Origin of the sequence: Cellulomonas sp. Leaf334 (assembly GCF_001424195.1) — a bacterium.
Classification (GTDB): domain Bacteria; phylum Actinomycetota; class Actinomycetes; order Actinomycetales; family Cellulomonadaceae; genus Cellulomonas.
In genome coordinates, this window is sequence record NZ_LMOO01000001.1 from 71,502 (window position 1) to 88,211 (window position 16,710).

General features: G+C 73.2%; 19 protein-coding genes and 1 riboswitch. Of the genes, 8 read left to right on the forward strand and 11 right to left on the reverse strand.

Annotated elements, in window-relative coordinates; translation table 11 throughout:
• The first annotated feature begins 17 nt into the window (after window positions 1-17).
• Window positions 18-1,148, forward strand: a complete 1,131-nt coding sequence (locus ASF78_RS00350) for a S9 family peptidase (RefSeq protein WP_056583584.1) — start codon at window positions 18-20, stop codon at window positions 1,146-1,148.
• Here the strand turns inward: ASF78_RS00350 and ASF78_RS00355 are convergent.
• The 10 genes from ASF78_RS00355 to ASF78_RS00400 all read right to left on the reverse strand — a co-directional run bounded on the left by ASF78_RS00355 (window position 1,145) and on the right by ASF78_RS00400 (window position 9,955).
• A complete protein-coding gene (locus ASF78_RS00355) occupies window positions 1,145-2,044 on the reverse strand; it encodes an ABC transporter permease (RefSeq protein WP_056583587.1) in 900 nt (299 codons plus the stop codon). The two genes, ASF78_RS00350 and ASF78_RS00355, sit on opposite strands and share 4 nt — an antisense overlap.
• Window positions 2,034-2,759: an ABC transporter ATP-binding protein gene (locus ASF78_RS00360; RefSeq protein ID WP_235518476.1), complete on the reverse strand. Its 726-nt coding sequence runs from the start codon at window positions 2,757-2,759 to the stop codon at window positions 2,034-2,036. Before ASF78_RS00360 ends, ASF78_RS00355 begins: the two co-directional genes overlap by 11 nt.
• Before the next feature lie 62 nt (window positions 2,760-2,821).
• A complete protein-coding gene (locus ASF78_RS00365; protein ID WP_056583595.1) occupies window positions 2,822-3,934 on the reverse strand; it encodes an ABC transporter substrate-binding protein in 1,113 nt (370 codons plus the stop codon).
• Window positions 3,935-4,376: 442 nt separating this feature from the next.
• A complete protein-coding gene (locus ASF78_RS00370; RefSeq protein WP_056583597.1) occupies window positions 4,377-5,351 on the reverse strand; it encodes a manganese catalase family protein in 975 nt (324 codons plus the stop codon).
• A 15-nt stretch (window positions 5,352-5,366) separates the two neighbouring features.
• On the reverse strand, window positions 5,367-6,443 hold the full coding sequence (locus ASF78_RS00375; RefSeq protein ID WP_056583599.1) for a YihY/virulence factor BrkB family protein: 1,077 nt from the start codon (window positions 6,441-6,443) through the stop codon (window positions 5,367-5,369).
• 74 nt (window positions 6,444-6,517) lie between these two features.
• On the reverse strand, window positions 6,518-7,123 hold the full coding sequence (locus tag ASF78_RS00380) for a DUF3618 domain-containing protein (RefSeq protein WP_056583601.1): 606 nt from the start codon (window positions 7,121-7,123) through the stop codon (window positions 6,518-6,520).
• Window positions 7,120-7,530, reverse strand: a complete 411-nt coding sequence (locus tag ASF78_RS00385; RefSeq protein ID WP_056583607.1) for a phage holin family protein — start codon at window positions 7,528-7,530, stop codon at window positions 7,120-7,122. Before ASF78_RS00385 ends, ASF78_RS00380 begins: the two co-directional genes overlap by 4 nt.
• Entirely contained in the window at window positions 7,527-8,207 is a 681-nt protein-coding gene (locus tag ASF78_RS00390) for a hypothetical protein (RefSeq protein ID WP_056583609.1), read from the reverse strand. The genes ASF78_RS00385 and ASF78_RS00390 overlap by 4 nt, the downstream gene beginning before the upstream one ends.
• A 313-nt stretch (window positions 8,208-8,520) precedes the next feature.
• Window positions 8,521-9,255: a GAF and ANTAR domain-containing protein gene (locus ASF78_RS00395; protein ID WP_156373988.1), complete on the reverse strand. Its 735-nt coding sequence runs from the start codon at window positions 9,253-9,255 to the stop codon at window positions 8,521-8,523.
• A gap of 19 nt (window positions 9,256-9,274) precedes the next feature.
• The gene (locus ASF78_RS00400) at window positions 9,275-9,955 is read right to left on the reverse strand and encodes a GAF and ANTAR domain-containing protein (protein WP_056583615.1); all 681 of its coding nucleotides are present in this window, start codon (window positions 9,953-9,955) and stop codon (window positions 9,275-9,277) included.
• 131 nt (window positions 9,956-10,086) lie between these two features.
• Here ASF78_RS00400 and ASF78_RS00405 point away from each other — a divergent pair, with 131 nt between their 5' ends.
• From ASF78_RS00405 to ASF78_RS00425, 5 genes are all read left to right on the forward strand, one after another.
• On the forward strand, window positions 10,087-10,587 hold the full coding sequence (locus tag ASF78_RS00405; protein WP_056583616.1) for a metallophosphoesterase: 501 nt from the start codon (window positions 10,087-10,089) through the stop codon (window positions 10,585-10,587).
• A 101-nt stretch (window positions 10,588-10,688) separates the two neighbouring features.
• A complete protein-coding gene (locus ASF78_RS00410) occupies window positions 10,689-11,705 on the forward strand; it encodes an iron-containing redox enzyme family protein (RefSeq protein ID WP_082494725.1) in 1,017 nt (338 codons plus the stop codon).
• On the forward strand, window positions 11,702-11,911 hold the full coding sequence (locus ASF78_RS00415; protein WP_056587824.1) for a CDGSH iron-sulfur domain-containing protein: 210 nt from the start codon (window positions 11,702-11,704) through the stop codon (window positions 11,909-11,911). The genes ASF78_RS00410 and ASF78_RS00415 overlap by 4 nt, the downstream gene beginning before the upstream one ends.
• Window positions 11,912-11,940: 29 nt before the next feature.
• A complete protein-coding gene (locus ASF78_RS00420; protein ID WP_235518324.1) occupies window positions 11,941-12,447 on the forward strand; it encodes a hypothetical protein in 507 nt (168 codons plus the stop codon).
• Window positions 12,444-13,184, forward strand: a complete 741-nt coding sequence (locus ASF78_RS00425) for a glycosyltransferase family 2 protein (RefSeq protein WP_056583620.1) — start codon at window positions 12,444-12,446, stop codon at window positions 13,182-13,184. The genes ASF78_RS00420 and ASF78_RS00425 overlap by 4 nt, the downstream gene beginning before the upstream one ends.
• Here the strand turns inward: ASF78_RS00425 and ASF78_RS00430 are convergent.
• Entirely contained in the window at window positions 13,129-13,653 is a 525-nt protein-coding gene (locus tag ASF78_RS00430; protein ID WP_056583621.1) for a GNAT family N-acetyltransferase, read from the reverse strand. The genes ASF78_RS00425 and ASF78_RS00430 overlap by 56 nt on opposite strands.
• A gap of 97 nt (window positions 13,654-13,750) precedes the next feature.
• A riboswitch (SAM riboswitch) is annotated at window positions 13,751-13,870 on the forward strand.
• 272 nt (window positions 13,871-14,142) lie between these two features.
• On the opposite strand from ASF78_RS00430, the gene ASF78_RS00435 reads away from it, so the two are divergent.
• Entirely contained in the window at window positions 14,143-15,300 is a 1,158-nt protein-coding gene (locus tag ASF78_RS00435; protein WP_056583624.1) for an LLM class flavin-dependent oxidoreductase, read from the forward strand.
• Window positions 15,301-15,308: 8 nt separating this feature from the next.
• Window positions 15,309-16,691: an NtaA/DmoA family FMN-dependent monooxygenase gene (locus ASF78_RS00440; protein ID WP_056583626.1), complete on the forward strand. Its 1,383-nt coding sequence runs from the start codon at window positions 15,309-15,311 to the stop codon at window positions 16,689-16,691.
• The last annotated feature ends 19 nt before the right edge of the window (window positions 16,692-16,710 follow it).

Genomic DNA, 16,710 nt, shown 5'->3' on the forward strand with positions numbered 1-16,710 from the left:
CGGAGCACACTGGTCAGGTGGTCGACAGACCGGTCCCACCGCCGCCCAGCTGCCCGATCGGGTGGCAGCCGCAGGCGCTCGCGCCCGTGTTCTGGGGCGTCCGCTCCCTCGGACCGGCCGACGGTGCTCCGGTCGACCTGCGGATCTTCTTCCCCAGCCTTGACGGAGCGGTCGAGTCCGCGCGTCTGCTCGAGGGCTGCGGGCGGTACCCGGTGGTGCTGTTCGCGCACGGGCACTGCCACCAGGACACCGACCACTACCGACGCTGGTTCCTCGTGCCCGCGATGCTCGCGCGCAGCGGGTACGTGGTCGTCGTCCCGCGTCTGGCCGGCAACGAGGGTGGCCAGAACCCGTCCGTGCCCGACCACCCGGACGAGGCCACCCTGGACGCGGTGCTCGACTGGGTGCGGACGGGGTGGGAGCACGCGGACGTGCTCCTGCCGCCCCCGGCGACCGGTGTGGTCGGGCACAGCTTCGGCGCGATGCTGGGTGCCCGGTTCGCCGTGGGCCGCGAGATCGGTGCGTTCGCCGGGCTGAGCGGCGGGTGGCAGGACTGGTACGGCGGGTCACTCTTCCCGCTGCCGCTGCTCGACCTTCCCACGCTGCTGGTGTGGGGCATGGACCTGGACCTGTTCAGCCAGCTCACGGAGGCGCAGTGGCAGGCGATGCACCGGCCGCGGCACCGCGTGGTGTTCGACGAGGGCACGCACTGGGACTACCTCGGGGACGTCGACCTCCCGTGCCGGCCGGGACGCGGCGCGTGCACGCAGATCGCGGGGGCGACCGCGGACCTGGTGACGATGTTCTTCGCCCGGTACCTCCCACCCGAGCTGGCGACGAACCTCGCGGTGGAGGTGCCGTCGTCGCTCGTCCCGCCCGAGCTCGACCTCACCTCGGAGCAGGAGTTCTTCGCCGGCGGGTTCCTCGGTGGCTTCCACCGCCTCGGCAGCGAGCCGCGGTGCGGCGTGACGGTGTCGTCCGACAGCGAGCGCCTGCTCGCCAACCGCCGGACGCGGGAGACGCACTCCCTCGACCACCCGTGCGTGTGGGTGTCGAGGATCGCGACCCGGAACCGGCAGCCCGTCGGTGCGCGCCCGGCCGGGTACCACTGGTGCGACGTGTGCTTCCCCAGCCGGGCGGACGGTTAGCGGGCCGACGCCTGCCCGGTCAGGCCGCGGGAGTGCAGGACGTGACGTTCCAGCGGCGCGAAGACGACGAGCTCGATCACGATGCCCACGAGGAAGATCAGCCCGATCGACGCGATGACCAACGACATGTCGCTGGTGACCCGGCCGAGGTCGAGGATCTGCCCGAGCCCGGTGCCGAGGCCGGTCTGCACGATGAGCTCGGCGGCCATGAGCGAGCGCCACGCGAACGCCCACCCCTGCTTGAGCCCGCCGAGGAACCCGGGCAGCGCGGCGGGCAGCAGGACGAACCGGATCCGCGTCCAGCCCGTCGCGCCGAGCACCCGGCCCACGCGCAGGTACAGCGGAGGCACCTGGTCGGTCCCGGCGAGGAGGCCGTTCACGATCGACGGCACTGCGCCGAGCAGGATGACCGCGTACATCGTCGCGTCGGTCAGCTGGAACCAGATGATCGCGGCCGGCACCCAGGCGACCGACGGGAGCGACTGCAGGCCGGTGATGATCGGCCCGAACGCGCGGCGCAGGAGCGGGGACGCGGCCAGCGCGACACCGATCGCGACGCCGACGACGACCGACATCGAGAAGCCGACCGCCGCGCGCTGCACGCTGAGGGTGACGGCGCGCCACGCCGAGCCGTCCTGAATGGTGCCGAGCAGGGTATGCCAGGTGTCCGCCGGGCTGGGCAGGGCGTAGGGCGGCTTGAGCTCCAGCAGGTAGGCGACCTGCCACACGACGAGCAGCGCGCCGAGGGCGGCGAGCACGGGCCAGACCGCCCGCCACGCGGCCCGCCAGACGGAGCTGCGGGGTGCGGCGATCGGTGTCTCGAGCGCATCGAGGCCGGCCGCGAGGTCGTCGTCCGCCGTCCTGCGGGTCGGGGGAGCCGAGGTGTCAGTGGCCATGGCGGGCGATCTCCTGTCGCAGGTCCTCGGTGATCTCGGCGCTGAGCCGGGACACGTCGGGGTCGTCGATGCGGCGCGGCTGGGGGATGTCGACCGACCACTCGCGGGCGACGCGTCCGGGGCGCGAGGAGAGCAGCACGACGCGCTGCCCCAGCCGGACCGCCTCGCGCACGTTGTGCGTCACGAAGATGACGGCCCGTCCCGTCTCGGTCCAGATGCGGGTGAGCTCCTCGTGCAGGACGTCCCGGGTGATGGCGTCGAGCGCCGCGAACGGCTCGTCCATGAGCAGGAGGTCGCCCTCCTGGGCCAGCGCGCGGGCGAGGGCGACGCGCTGCCGCATCCCGCCCGACAGCTCGTGCACGCGCTTCGGGCCGGAGCCCTCCAGCCGGACGAGGGTGAGCAGGCGCTGCGCCTCCTCGCGGCGCTCCGCCCGGGCGACGCCCCGCAGGCGCAGCGCGAGCTCGACGTTCCCCGCGGCGGTGAGCCACGGGTAGAGCGCGGGCTCCTGGAACATGAGCGCCGGCCGGCCGCCGGGGACCTCGACGGTGCCGGAGACCGGCTGGTCCAGGCCCGCGACCAGCGAGAGGAGCGTCGACTTGCCGCAGCCCGACGCCCCGAGCAGGCAGACGAACTCGCCCGGTGCCACGGTCAGGTCGATGCGGTCGAGGACCGGGGGTCGCGACGCCTCGCCGAAGTGGTGCGTCACCCCGGTCAGGCGCGCCGCGACGGCGGCCGGGGCCGTGGAGCCCTGGCCGTCGACCGCCGTCACGGTGGTGGTCACGTGCCCGACGCCCCGAGGCCGCCGTCGGAGACCGGCTCCTGGTCGTTCTCGGCGAGCACCTCGTTGAGCAGGGTCAGGTCGTAGATGCCCTGCAGGTCGGTCTTCTTGGAGGTGCCTGCCTCGACAGCGTGGTCGGCCGATGTCTGCAGGCTCGCGGCGATCGGGTCGAGCGTGATCCGCAGGTTGCCCCACGCGCGGTCCAGCACCTCGGCGGAGAGCGGCTTGCCGCTGAGCTTCTCGATCACGGTGTTCGACAGGGTCTTGGCCTCGTCGGGGTTCGCCGCGATCCACTCGGACGTGGCGTACTCGGCCTCGAGGAGCTTCTTGACGGTGCCCGGGTACTTGGACAGGTACTCCGTGGCGACGATCAGGTGCGTGGTGACGAAGTCGCCGTCGGGCCACAGCTCCAACTCGTCGAGCAGGACGTGCGCACCGGCGTCGACGACGAGCCGCGACGCCCACGGCTCCGGTAGCCACGCACCGTCCAGCTGCCCGGCCTTGAACAGGTCGAGCGTCTGCGAGTTCTCCTGCGGCGCGATCGTCACGTCGCTGGCGCCACCGGTGAGCGAGGTCTCGAGCCCCTCCTCGGCGAGCCAGGCGCGCAGCGCGACGTCCTGGGTGTTGCCCAGCTGCGGGGTGGCGAGCGTGGCACCGACGAGGTCCTCGGGGGAGTCGATGCCCTCGCGGACGACCAGCTGCGCCCCGCCGGAGGTCGCACCGGAGACGATGCGGACGGCCTCGCCGTTCGACTGCGCGAACGCGTTGATGGCCGGGTTGGGGCCGATGAACGTCGCGTCGATCGCGCCACCGAACAGGGCCTCGACCGCAGCCGGACCGGCGTTGAAGATCGAGGTGGTGAGCGTCGTGTCGCCCAGCGCCTCCTGGTAGGTGCCGTCGTCGACCCCGACGAGGGCGACGGCGTGCGTGAGGTTGGCGAAGTAGCCGAGGCGCAGCTCCGGTGCCTCCGCGAGGTCCGCGGGTGCCGCGGACGAGTCGGCTGTCGTGTCCGTGCCGGGCTCCTCGGCGGCGGAGGAGGCGCACGCACCGAGGGACGCGAGGAGGCCGGCGGCGAGGAGGGCGGCGGTCAGACGGGCGGGACGGGCGGTCATGTCAGGTCCTTGGGGGTCGCGGGTCGAGTGGGCGGGCGGTCGTCGACGACGACATCGCCGCGCAGGCTCGGTGCGCGCGTGCTGAGCGAGATGGGGCCGGCTGGGCGCCATGGGGTGGGTCCTCCGCGGGGGACGGGGTGGAGGCGCACGCGTCACGCCGAGTCGTCGTGGGGATCGACGAGGGCCGGGCGTCGGACGCGCGGCCGGGGGACGGTGCCGCGTTCAGACGTTCCGCGGACAGCAGGGGCGCGCGGAAGCCAGGACGGCGTGACAGCACGTCGAGGCGGCGCGGCGGGTCTGCATGGGATGAGGATGGCCGTCTGCGGGCCCCGGCAACAGCACCGTCTCTTAATGTGGACACGGCAGGTCGGAATACGAGACTTTACAGCGAGACGGCCGCGCCCGGGGCTCGGTGCCCCGGACGCGGCCGACTCGGGTCCTGCTACTTCGCCGGCTTCTTCTCCGGCGGGACCGGCCCGTACAGCGGCGGCGCGGGCTCGGCCATCTCCAGGTCGGCCGTCGCCTGGATGAGCGCGAGCAGATCGGTGTCGAGGCCGGGGGAGAACTCCTCGAACCGCTCGTCGGCGATCTCCGACGGCACGCCGGCGGGCGCCTGCTCGGTGCCGTCGAGCTCGGTGCCGTCCTTCGAGGGGGACATCCCCTGGAAGATCCGGCCCGCCTCCGAGGACGCGGTCAGGTCGAATGTGTACTGCTTGCTCTGCAGCCCCAGATCGACCAGCTTCTTGACCTCGGGGAACTTCTCCGCGTTGGTCTTCGGGATCGGCAGCAGCGACGCCCAGTTCACGCCGAGGGTCTCCAGCGCGCGGGCGTACGCGTTCTCGTGGGCCTGGTCGCGCACGATCAGGTACGAGATGGTCGAGCGGGCCGTCTTGTTCTCGGTCATCTCGTAGATCCGGCACTTCTGCAGGCGGCCCGTGGACTCGAGCATCAGGTTGTAGAGCAGGTCGAGCACGAGGTTGCCCGAGTTGTAGACGTAGGACCCGGACCACGGGTTGCCCGCGGCGTCCACCGGTAGTGCGCCTTGGGCGGCGACCAGGTAGTGGTGGATGTTGCCCGCGTCCAGCGCGGACTCCAGCGGGGTGGCACCACCGGCGCCGGGCGTGTCCAGCGGGTCGGTCTTCTTGCCGTTGTACCGCGGGGAGCCGTCGAGCAGGCGCGCGATGGTGGTGCCGATCAGCTCGACGTGGCTGATCTCCTCGGTGCCGATGCCCTGGAGCAGGTCCCGGTACGGCTTCCCGCTCTTCCCGCGGAAGTTGATGCTCTGGAACAGGTACTGCATCATCGTGCGCATCTCGCCGAACTGGCCGCCGAGACCCTCCTGCAGGGCGTTCGCTGCTGCCGGGTCCGGCTCGTCCGCCTCGATGTCGTTGATGAGTCGCTGCACGTGCAGGTACATGGCGTTCCCTCCGGGTCAGGCGTCGTCGTCCTTGTTCTCGGCCCCGCGCGACTGGCGCAGAGCACGGCCGAGCCGTACGTCCTCCTCCTGCTTGGCCTGCTTCTTCTCGCTCGCACGCGTGTCCCGCGGCGGGAGCTGGATGGTCTTCTCGGCCTCGATGCCGCCCTGCAGCTGGCGGCCCCGCTCGACCTCCGCGTCGAGCTCCGCCCCGAAGAGCAGGGCGAGGTTGGTGATCCACAGCCAGAGCAGGAACACGATCACCCCCGCCAGCGAGCCGTACGTGTCGCCGTAGCTGGCGAAGTTCGCGACGTAGAAGCCGAACCCTGCCGACGCGAGCACCCACACGACCAGCGCCACGATCGCCCCGAGGCTGATCCACCGGAACTTCGGCTGCTGCACGTTCGGCGTCGCGTAGTAGAGGACAGCGATCGCGACCACCACGAGGGCGATGATCACCGGCCACTTCACGATGCTCCAGGCCGTGACTGTGACGTCGCTCAGGCCGAGGGCCTCGCCGACCGAGCGGGCGACCCCACCGGACAGCACGACGGCCGTGACGATCACGACGGCGATCAGGACCAGGACCACGGTGACGGCGAGGAGCGCCGGCCGCAGCTTCCAGATCGGGCGGCCCTCGTCGACCTCGTACACCCGGTTCATGCCCCGGCTGAACGCCGCGACGTACCCCGACGCCGACCACAGGGCCAGCACGAGACCGAAGACCAGCGCGAACCCGGCAGCGGGCGCCTCCGTCAGCTGCGTGAGGATCGGCTTCAGCGTGTCGTCGACCGAGGAGACGCCGACGTCCCCGGCGATCGTGAGGACGTCGGCGACCATCTTCTCCGGGTCGCCCACGAGGCCGAGGATCGAGATGACGGCCAGCAGGGCCGGGGCGATCGCGAGGACCGCGTAGTACGTCAGGGCGGCCGCGAGGTCGGTGCACTGGTCCTTGCCGAACTCGCGCAGCGTCTTGCGCAGGACGTAGAGCCAGGACCGCTTCGTCATGTCGTCGGGGGAGTCGGGCTTGCGCGGGTCCTCCGGCGCCGGGGCGGCGGCCTTCTCGGTGCTGCGGGTGCTGGACGTGTCGTGCATGCGGTCGGTCTCCCCATGGGTGTGGTTCGGTCCTGCGCCGCGTGGCGGGGCGCTGGGCCCCGCCACGCAGGCTCCTAGATGCCGGGCTGGTCGCTGCTCGCGGCGTGGGCGCCACGGACGTCGTCCGCTGCCTGGGTGGCGTCGGAGCGCAGGTCGGACGCGGCGGACCGCCCCTCGTCCTTCAGGGACGCGCCGGCCTCGGTAGCACGGTCCTTGACCGCGGCCGCGGCCCCCAGGGCGGGCTCGCGCAGGTTCTCCGCGAGGCCCTGGGCTGCGTCCTTCGCCTCCTGGACCAGCGGGGCCGCCTGCTCCTTCGCCGCCGTGGCCAGCTGCTGCTCCTGACGGGTGGCGGGCAGCAGCGAGGCGATCAGCCAGCCGGCACCGAACGCGACCAGACCGGCGGCGAGCGGGTTGCCGCGGGCCCTGTCCTTCGCGGCGTGCGGCAGCCCGGCAGCCGTCCCACCGAGGCTCGACGCTGCGGAGCCGGCGCCGTCGACGCCGTCGGAGACGCCGCCCATCACCTTCTCCTTGACGTCCGAGACGGCCGAGCGGACCTTGTCGGCCTGCCGCTGCGCGACCTGGGTGGGGCTGACCTTGTCGGTCAGGGCGTCGACGTCCGAGCTCAGCTCGGCACGCGTGCGCTCGATGTCCTCGCGGATCTGGTCCGGGTCGGTGCTCATGCGTTCTTCTCCTCGTGGCCGTGCAGTGCGTGGGGGATCTTCTTGACGGTGTCGGTGGTCTGGGGGAGCCCACCCACCCGCGTGGTCTCGGCCCTGCCGCGGGCGGCCAGGACGGCTGCGACGATCGCCCAGATCACGGCGACGATCACGGCCGACCAGCCCATCGAGTCCATCGCGTCGCCGAGCGCCCACCACAGGGCGATCGACAGGAAGAGCAGGACGAAGTGCCCGGCGACGGCGGCACCGGCGAACATCGATCCGCCCTTGGCGGCCGCCTTCGCCGACTGGGTGGCCTCGGCCTTGGCGAGGGCGACCTCCTGGCGCATGAGCGTCGAGAGGTCGCGGGTCACCTCACCGAGCAGGTCACCCACCGACTGGCGCGGCGGAGCGTCCAGCGGGTCGCTCATCGCTGGTCCCAGCCGGTCGAGGGCACCGGCGAGGCGAGCTCGTCCGTGAACCGCGGGCGCTCCTCGACCACGTCCGCGTACACCGGCAGCGGCTCGGAGACAGGCTCGGGCATCACCGAGGTGCGCACCGGGACGGTCGGGGCCGAGGTCGGTGCTGCCTGCTGCGGCGAGGACGGGGCGTCCTTCAGTCCCCGGGTCAGGCGGCCCAGGACGATGCCTGCGCCCGCCGCGACCAGGAGGAAGGTGCCGGGACGGCGCCGGGCGAAGCTGCGGACCTCGGCCAGCACCTCGTCCGGTCCGTGGTTCTCGAGCCACTGGCCCAGACCGTCCACCCGCTGCCCGACCTCGCGCACGATGTCGGTGGCGAGGTTCTGCTCGTCGGGCGCTGAGGCCATCTGGGAGAACTGGGAGCCCACAGCGGTCAGGCCGCCGGCGATCCTGCTCTGCTGGGTTCGTGCCTGCTCGGAGACCTCCGTGCGGGCCTGCGACCACAGGTCGTCCAGCTGGCGGCGCGCCTCCTGGGTGACCGCGGCGGCCTCACCCTTGGCCTCGCCGAGCAGGTGCCCACCGGCGTCGGTGGCCTTGTCCTTCAGGGTGCCGGCCTGCTCCTTGGCCGCGTCGGCTGTGCTCGGCGGCGGCGCGCCGTGCTGGGGGTAGGGGCTGGTGTGGTCGCTCATGAGGGTGCCTCGTCTCGCTCTGTCGGGTCGGCGGACGGGTCCGCGACGACCGGGGCGCGCGGGGGCGCACAGGTCGAGGGACCGACGTGACGCGAGGCTGCTTTCGCGCGATCGTCCGCATGGGGTGCAGGGCGCCGCTGCGGCGTCCTGCTGCCAGCTGTCGTGGTGCGTGAGCGCGTCGGCTCCGCACGGAGTCCCCTGTCCGGCGACGTGTCCTGTCCCGGGCGACGGTGCGCGGGACCGACCGTGCCGGTCCAGCACGAGGGACGTTAATTCCGTTCGGGCGACCCCGCCACCCGAGCCGACGGATCCGTCAGACGCGGGCCCGGAAGGCCCCGAGGTTCTCCGGCGGGCTGCCGGTGACGGCCTCGACGATCGAGGCGGCGACCTCACGGAGCTTGACCTTGCGGTGCTGGGCCGCGCTGCGCAGGATCGCCAGGGCGTCCTGCGCGGTGCACCGGTTCTCCGCCATGATCACGCCGATCGCCTGGTCGATCACGGCCCGCGACACCAGCGCGGCGCGCAGGTCGGCGTTCATCTCGGCCTGGTCGGCGCTGCGCAGGAACAGCTCGACGGTGCGGGCGATCTCGTCGGCGTACATGTCCGCCACGGCGATGGCGTCGTCGTCCCAGGCGTACGCCCCCACCGCATAGAGGTTCAGCGCGATCTGCACCCCGGGGCGGACGTCGCGGGGCAGGGCGGCGGCGGATCCGTACCCATGCTCCTGCGCCGCGGAGCGCCACGCCGGCCACCGCGTCTCCTGCGCGACGTCGGGCACGTGGACGGTGCTGCCCACCTCGATCGCGGTCAGGCAGGGGCCGTCGGCCGCGGCGTACTCGACCTCGTCGCACACGGCGGCGTGCGGGTCGCTCGCGGCGACCAGTGTCGGCCGCTTGTCGCGGCGCAACGTGATCGTCGCCGAGCTGGCCGCGCCGACGTGCCGCGCGGCCGCGCGGGCGACCCCGTCGACGAAGTCGTCGACACCGGGCGTGGTGAGCAGCAGCGACTGCAGCTCGGTCATCGCGGCGGCTCGGGCGCTGTCGTTCATGGGGTCTCCTCGGTCGTGCTCACGGACGGACCAGCGCACGCGCGGCGTCGACGTCCTCGATGCCGGCGCGTTGCGCGCTGAGGTGCAGCAGGGCCCGGGCCTCGTCGATGCCGAGGCGCTGCGAGTGGGCCAGGACGCCGACCGCCTGGTCGACGACAGCGAGGTCGTCGAGCCGTGCAGGTGCGGCGAGCGCGTCGTCGCGCGACCGGAACGACAGGTCCGCGTTCGTGATGGCGACCCCGGCGCTGGCACCCACGATCGCCGCGAGCCGGACCTCGTGGCCGAGGAACGCCCCGGGTGCAGCGGCGTAGAAGTTGACCGTGCCGACGAGCGCACCGTCGTCGAGCACGGGCAGCGACAGCGAGGAGCGGACACCACGCGCCGCCGCCGTCCGCGCGAACACGCGCCACCGGTCCTCGTCGAGCACGTCCTCGACGGAGACGACGGTCCCGTCGCGGCCGGCCTCGAGGCACGGTCCGTCCTCGACGTACTGCGCGGCATCCAGCACGGCGGAGTCGGCCGAGGTGGCGACCACGGTGAACGTGAGGTCCTCCGACCCCAGGCAGTAGCTGAAGCCGACGCACGACGGGACCTCGGCGGCGACGCGGGCGCCGGCGTCGGCGACGAGCGCGACGAGGTCGACGTCGCTGGACTCGCCGAGCCGCCTCAGCGCCTCGGCCGTCTCCGGGAGGAGCTCCATCGGACCCCGATCGCTGGGTACCCGGTCTGCGCGCGCCTGCATCACGCTCGCTGACCGTACGTCGGGCGTGTCGCCGCCGCGCGCCGGCAGACCGGTTGCGCCACGGCTGCCGGCACGTACGGTCGGGACTCGTGCACGTCCTCCTGCTCGCCGACACCCACGTCCCCCGCCGGGCCCGCGACCTGCCCGCCGAGGTGTGGTCCGCGGTCGAGCGCGCCGACGTCGTCCTGCACGCCGGCGACTGGGTCGGCGAGGACCTGCTCGACCGCCTGGACGCCCGCGCCCGTCGGCTCGTGGCGTGCGTCGGCAACAACGACGGAGCAGGGCTCCGCGCGCGGCTCCCGCTCGTCGCGCACGTCGAGCTGGACGGGCTGCGCGTCGGCGTCGTGCACGAGACGGGCCCGGCCGCCGGCCGCGAGCGGCGGTGCGACGTCGAGCACCCCGACCTGGACCTGCTGGTGTTCGGTCACAGCCACATCCCGTGGGACACCGTCACGCCTGGCGGGATGCGGTTGCTCAACCCGGGATCGCCGACCGACCGGCGCCGGCAGCCGTTCGCGACCTACATGACGGCGACGGTCGTCGACGGTCGTCTCGACGACGTGGCCGTCCATCGCGTGACCCGGCACTGAGGACCCACCTCCGGTTGCGCATCGGTCAGCGCGTGCGACCGTGAGTCCGAAGAGCTTGCTCCAGAACCGGGCGGGTGCACGCACCAGGACGGATCCCGATCATGAAGCTCCCCTCCCCGCGCGGACCCCTCGGGGCGTCCCTGACCGACCTGCTCGTCCACCCGTCGCGGGACGTCGACCACCTCGACGACGAGGTGCTCACGCGCTGGCGCAACGCCGCGGCGACCGCCGACGCGCTGACCGACGACGATCTCCAGCTCACGCTGTGGACGCTCTACGCCTTGCACTACCGCGGGTTCGAGGGCGTGGACGAGGCGTGGGAGTGGCACCCGGACCTCCTGCGCCTGCGTCGCATCCTCGAGGTCGCGGTCGAGGCGGCGCTGCGCGACCAGGTCCCGGACCACGTCGAGACACCCGCCGAGCGGGAGGCCGTCGCGGCCGCGCTCTTCGCGATGACCGCTCCGGGACCCGGACCGAGCGTCGCCCGCTACGTCGCCCGGTCGGCCGACGCGACGCAGGCCGAGGAGTTCCTCATCCACCGGTCGCTGTACACGCTGATGGAGGCCGACCCGCACACGTGGGCGGTCCCGCGGCTGACGGGGGCGCCCAAGGCGGCGCTGGTCGAGGTGCAGTCCGACGAGTACGGCGGCGGTCGGCCCGAACGGATGCACAGCGCCCTCTTCGCCCGGACGATGCGCGGTGCCGGGCTCGTCGACGAGTACGGGTACTACGTGGACCGGCTGCCCGCCGTCACGATCGCGGCGCTCAACCTGATGTCGCTGTTCGGGCTGCACCGCCGCTGGCGCGGGGCGATTGCCGGGCACCTCGCGGCCTTCGAGATGACGTCGTCGTTGCCCAACCGCCTCTACGGGGACGGGTTCCGCCGCCTCGGCCACGACGGGGGCACGACCGACTACTTCGACGAGCACGTCGAGGCGGACGCCGTGCACGAGCAGATCGCCGGCCGGGACCTGGCGGGGCGGCTCGCGGAGCAGGAGCCCGAGCTGGTGGACGACATCCTGTTCGGTGCGGCGGCCTGCCTGTACCTCGACGAGCTCGTCGGACGGCACCTGCTCGACGCGTGGACCGCGGGGGCCTCCTCGCTGCGTGCGGCATGACCGGCCGCGCACCGCAGCGGGCCACGATCGAGGCGTGCCCGAACGGCCCGCTCCTCGTCCGCGGCGACGTGGAGCTGGTCGACTCCGACGGCAACCCGATCGAGCGGCACCGACGCACGGTCGCGCTGTGCCGGTGCGGGACGTCCGCCATCGCGCCGTTCTGCGACGGGAGCCACAAGGCGATCGGCTTCGTCACCCCCTCATGAGAGCGGCGACCGGACAGGTGACGAGGCTGGTGCCGGGCGATGTCGTCCGCGTGCTGGCGCTGGTCAGCGTCGTCGTCGGTACCTGGCGGTCCGGTCCGGTCGCGGCGGCCTTGTTCCTGCTGGTGCTCGGCGGCGTGATGGTGCCGCGGGCGATCGCCGCCCCGACCTGGCTCGACGTCACGTACAGCAGCACGATCCTATTCGCCGCGTGGGCCGCGCAGCTCGACTGGTACGTGGCGGTGAGCTGGCTGGACGTCGCGGTGCACGCGGTCGCGACGGGCCTGGTCGCCGTCCTGGGCGTGCAGGCGCTGCATGCCTGGGGGGTCGTCGGTCGCGGCGGGTCACGCACGGAGGTGGCCCTGCTCGTCGTCGGGCTCGGTGCGGTGCTCGCGGTGCTCTGGGAGCTGGGGGAGTGGGCCGGCAACGCGTGGTTCGACCGCAGGATCCAGGTGGGGTACGACGACACGATGGGCGATCTCGCCGCGGGGCTCGCCGGTAGCGTCGTCGTCACGGGCGTCGTGGTGCGGCGCCCGTGATCGCCGGGCCGGGGGTCAGCGTCTCGGTGGTCATCCCCGCCCGCGACGACGCGGTCGCCCTGGCGGAGTGCCTCGCGCGGCTCCGCCGGCAGACGGTCGCGCCGTACGAGGTGCTGGTCGTCGACAACGGCTCGACGGACGACACCGCGGCGGTCGCAGCGTCGTGGGGTGCGCGGGTGGTGGCGGAGCCGCGGGTCGGCATCCCCGCCGCGGCAGCGACCGGGTACGACCACGCGCGCGGCGACGTGATCGCCCGGCTCGACGCGGACTCCCGTCCGGACGAGCGGTGGGTGGAGCGCATCGTGGACTGCATGCTCGCGGACCCGCGGCTCGACGCCGTCTCGGGCACCGGGCAGTTCTTCGACCTCCCGGTGGCCCTGCGGGCCGGCGTCTCGGGGGTCTACCTGGGTGCGTACTACCTCCTCGCGCACCTCGCCCTCGGGCACACCGCGCTGTGGGGCTCGTCGATGGCGGTGCGCCGCGAGGCGTGGCTCGCCGTCCGCTCCCGGGTGAGCCGGGACGACCCCGAGGTGCACGACGACCTCGACCTCGCGTTCGCCCTCGGACCCGGGCGGCGGATCCGGTACGACCCGTCGCTGCGCGTGGGGGTGTCGGCACGGTCCCTGCGTGGGCACGCCCAGCGGGTGCGTCGCTTCGACCGGGCGTGGCGCACGCTGCGCGTCAACTGGCGGGTTGCGCCGCCCTGGGACCGGTGGCGGGCACGGTTGGCGCGCTGAGCGTCAGCCGGTAGAAGACGCTGTGCGGGTCGAGGACGTAGTCGGCGAACGGGGGGCTCTCGACGAAGCCGGCGCGCTCGTACAGGCGGCGGGCGGGGGCGAAGTAGCCCTCGGTGCCGGTCTCGAGGTGGACGGTGCCGATGCCCCGGGCCGCTGCGGCGCCGAGCACGTGCGCGAGCATCGCGGCGCCGACGCCCTGCCCGCGGGACGCGGCGGTGGTCCGCATCGACTTGAGCTCGCCGTCGGCCGGCCCGAGCTCCTTGAGCGCCGCGCACCCGAGCAGCACGCCGGTGCCGTCGCGGGCGGTCCAGAACGTGATGCCCGGCGCCGCGAGCGCCGACGGGTCGAGGGCGTGCACGGACTCGGCGGGCGAGGTCGCGTACATGTCCGAGAGGTGCTCGCCGAGGAGGTCCAGCACGTCGGGGGCGGTCGGGTCGTCGATGGCGATCGTCACGGTCACGGTGCTCATTCTTCCTCAGCGGGCGGGATGTCCCGTCCCATCATCTGGACTTTCCCCTCGGATCATTGACTCGCTCCTCGTTTATGTCTACTTTCCCGACCTGTTAGGTCATGAATTCCAGCGACAAGCCCCGGCTCGCTGGGTGGCAACCCTCCTGCGTGTGGGGTGCCCCGGGTGACGACCTGGTCCTGTGCGAGCACCCGCTCGTGCCCGACAACGACGCAGCGCCCGCCCGGCGGGCACGAAGGGACGCACGATGAGCACGGACGGACAGCCCGCGGCGATCGCCGACGGCCTCTCTCGCGTGTCCTCCTGCTGTCCCGGCGCCGGCTCCGGCGCGCTCAGCACCTGGTGTTGCTGACCCGTCTCCTGGCCTGACCGGCCGCTGACGAGCCCCTGCGATCGACGGCTCCGCCGTCTCGCGCCCGCACCCCACGCACCGTCCGTCGCACCTCTGTGTGCGCGCGGCGCGTCCGCGACTCCTGAACGGACACCCCCATGGCACACCCCACATCGTCCCCCCGGCCGCTGCACCTCGGCGTCGACCTCAGCGACGCCGGAGCCCACCCCGCCGCCTGGCGCACCCACGGCTCCCAGGCCCAGCGACTCTTCGACGCCGAACGGCTCCAGCACCTGGTCGACACCGCCCAGCGCGGCACGCTCGACCTCGTCGTCATCGACGACTCCTTCTCGCTGCAGCCCACCCGCTCCACCACCCTGCGGGGCAGGCTCGACGCAGCTCTCGTCGCGGCGCGGCTGGCGCCCCGGTCGCGGGGCATCGGCCTGGTGCCGACCGTCGCGACGACGCACACCGAGCCGTTCCACGTGTCCAAGGCGATCGCGACGATCGACCACGTCAGCGGCGGCCGTGCGGGCTGGCAGCTCGGCTGGTCCTCGGACGACGCCGACGCCGGCCACTTCGGCCGCGGGGCCGCGCTGTCCGAGGCAGCGGCCGTGGCCGAGGCCGAGGAGGCCGTCGAGGTCGTCTCTGCGCTCTGGGACAGCTGGGAGGACGACGCGGAGATCCGCGACCGGGAGACGCACCGCTACGTCGACCGCGCGAAGCTCCACTACGTCGAGCACGACGGCGTGCACTTCGCGGTCAAGGGGCCGTCGATCACCCCGCGCCCCCCGCAGGGGCAGCCGCCGATCGTGGTGCGCGTCGGGTCCGACGAGTCGTTCGGCCTCGCCGCCCGGCACGCCGACCTGGTCCGGATCAGCGCCACCAGCCGCGACGAGGCGCTCGACCTGCGGCTGCGGTTGCGCGCCGCGGCCGCCGCGGCGGGCCGCGAGCCCGGTGACCTGCGGGTGCTCGTCGACGCGTTCGTCGTGACCGGGCCGGACCAGGCGAGCGCGCGTGCGCGCCTCGACCTGCTCACCGAGCTCGAGGGCGTCCGGTGGGACACCGACTCGCTCACCCACGTCGGCACCGCCCGCGAGCTGACCGACACGTTCCTGTCGTGGTGGGAGATCGGTGCCGTGGACGGGTTCGTCGTGCGGCCCTCCTCGCTCCACACCGACCTCGACGTGCTGGTCGACGGCGTCGTCCCGATGCTGCGCACCGCGCGGGCGTTCCGCGAGCACTACAACGGCCCCACGCTCCGCGACCAGCTGGGCCTGCGCAACCCGGCCAACCGCTACGCCGCGATCGCCTGAGCCCCGCGATGACCACCCCCCGCAAGCAGGTCCACCTCGGCGCACACTTCCCCGGCGTCAACAACACGACCGTCTGGAGCGACCCTCGCTCCGGGAGCCAGATCGACTTCGCGTCGTTCGAGCACCTCGCCCGTCGCGCGGAGGCCGCGCACCTCGACTTCTTCTTCCTCGCCGAGGGCCTGCGCCTGCGCGAGCACAAGGGGCAGATCCACGACCTCGACGTCGTCGGTCGGCCGGACACGCTGCCCGTGCTCGCGGCGCTCGCCGCGGTCACGGACCGGATCGGGCTGGCGGGCACGATCAACACGACCTTCAACGAGCCGTGGGAGCTGGCCCGGCAGTTCGCGACGCTCGACCTCCTGTCCGGCGGTCGCGCGGCGTGGAACCTGGTGACCAGCTCCGACGCCTTCACCGGGGAGAACTTCCGTCGCGGCGGGTTCCTGCCGCACGAGCAGCGCTACGAGCGGGCGGCCGAGCTGGTCCAGGTCGCGCGGGCGCTGTGGGACTCCTGGGACGACGACGCGGTCGTCGCGCACGCCCGCACCGGGCAGTTCGTGCGGCCCGGGTCGGTGCGCGAGGTCCGGCACGAGGGACCGCACTTCCAGGTGCGCGGGGAGTTCACCACGCCGCGCGGGCCCCAGGGGCACCCGGTGCTGTTCCAGGCCGGAGACTCGGCCGACGGGCGCGACTTCGCGGCGGCCACGGCCGACGTCGTCTTCTCGGCGCATTCCACGTTCGAGGCGGGCAAGGCGTTCTTCGCCGACGTGAAGGGCCGGCTCGCCGCTCACCGGCGGACGCCGGACCAGCTCCTGATCCTGCCCGCGACCACGGTCGTGCTCGGCGCGACCGCGCAGGAGGCGGCCGAGCGGTCCCACGAGATCCGGCTCCAGCAGGTGCCCGGGCCGACGGCGATCGCGTTCCTGGAGCAGGTCTGGGGTCGGGACCTGACCGACCACGACCCCGAAGGTCCGCTACCGCGGATCGAGCCTGACGTCGAGAACCTCGACATCACGCGAGGGCGGGTGCGGCACGTCAAGGACCCGCGTGCGATCGCCGGTGCGTGGCGCGCGCAGGCCGACGCGAACGGCTGGTCGATCCGCCGGCTCGTCATCGAGGTGACGTCGCGCGGCGGGTTCGTCGGCACGGCCACGCAGGTCGCGGACGCCATCGACCGGCACGTCCAGGAGGACGCGTCCGACGGGTTCATCCTCGTCCCGCACCTGACCCCCGCCGGCCTGGACGACGTGTTCGACCAGGTGGTCCCGCTGCTCCAGGAACGCGGCTCGTTCCGCACCGAGTACGCCGGGACGACGCTCCGCGACCACCTCGGCCTGACCCGACCGGCACCCCGGAACACCCGCTCATACGCCGACCGTGCCCTCGTCGGCTGACCCGCCCCCACCCACCCCT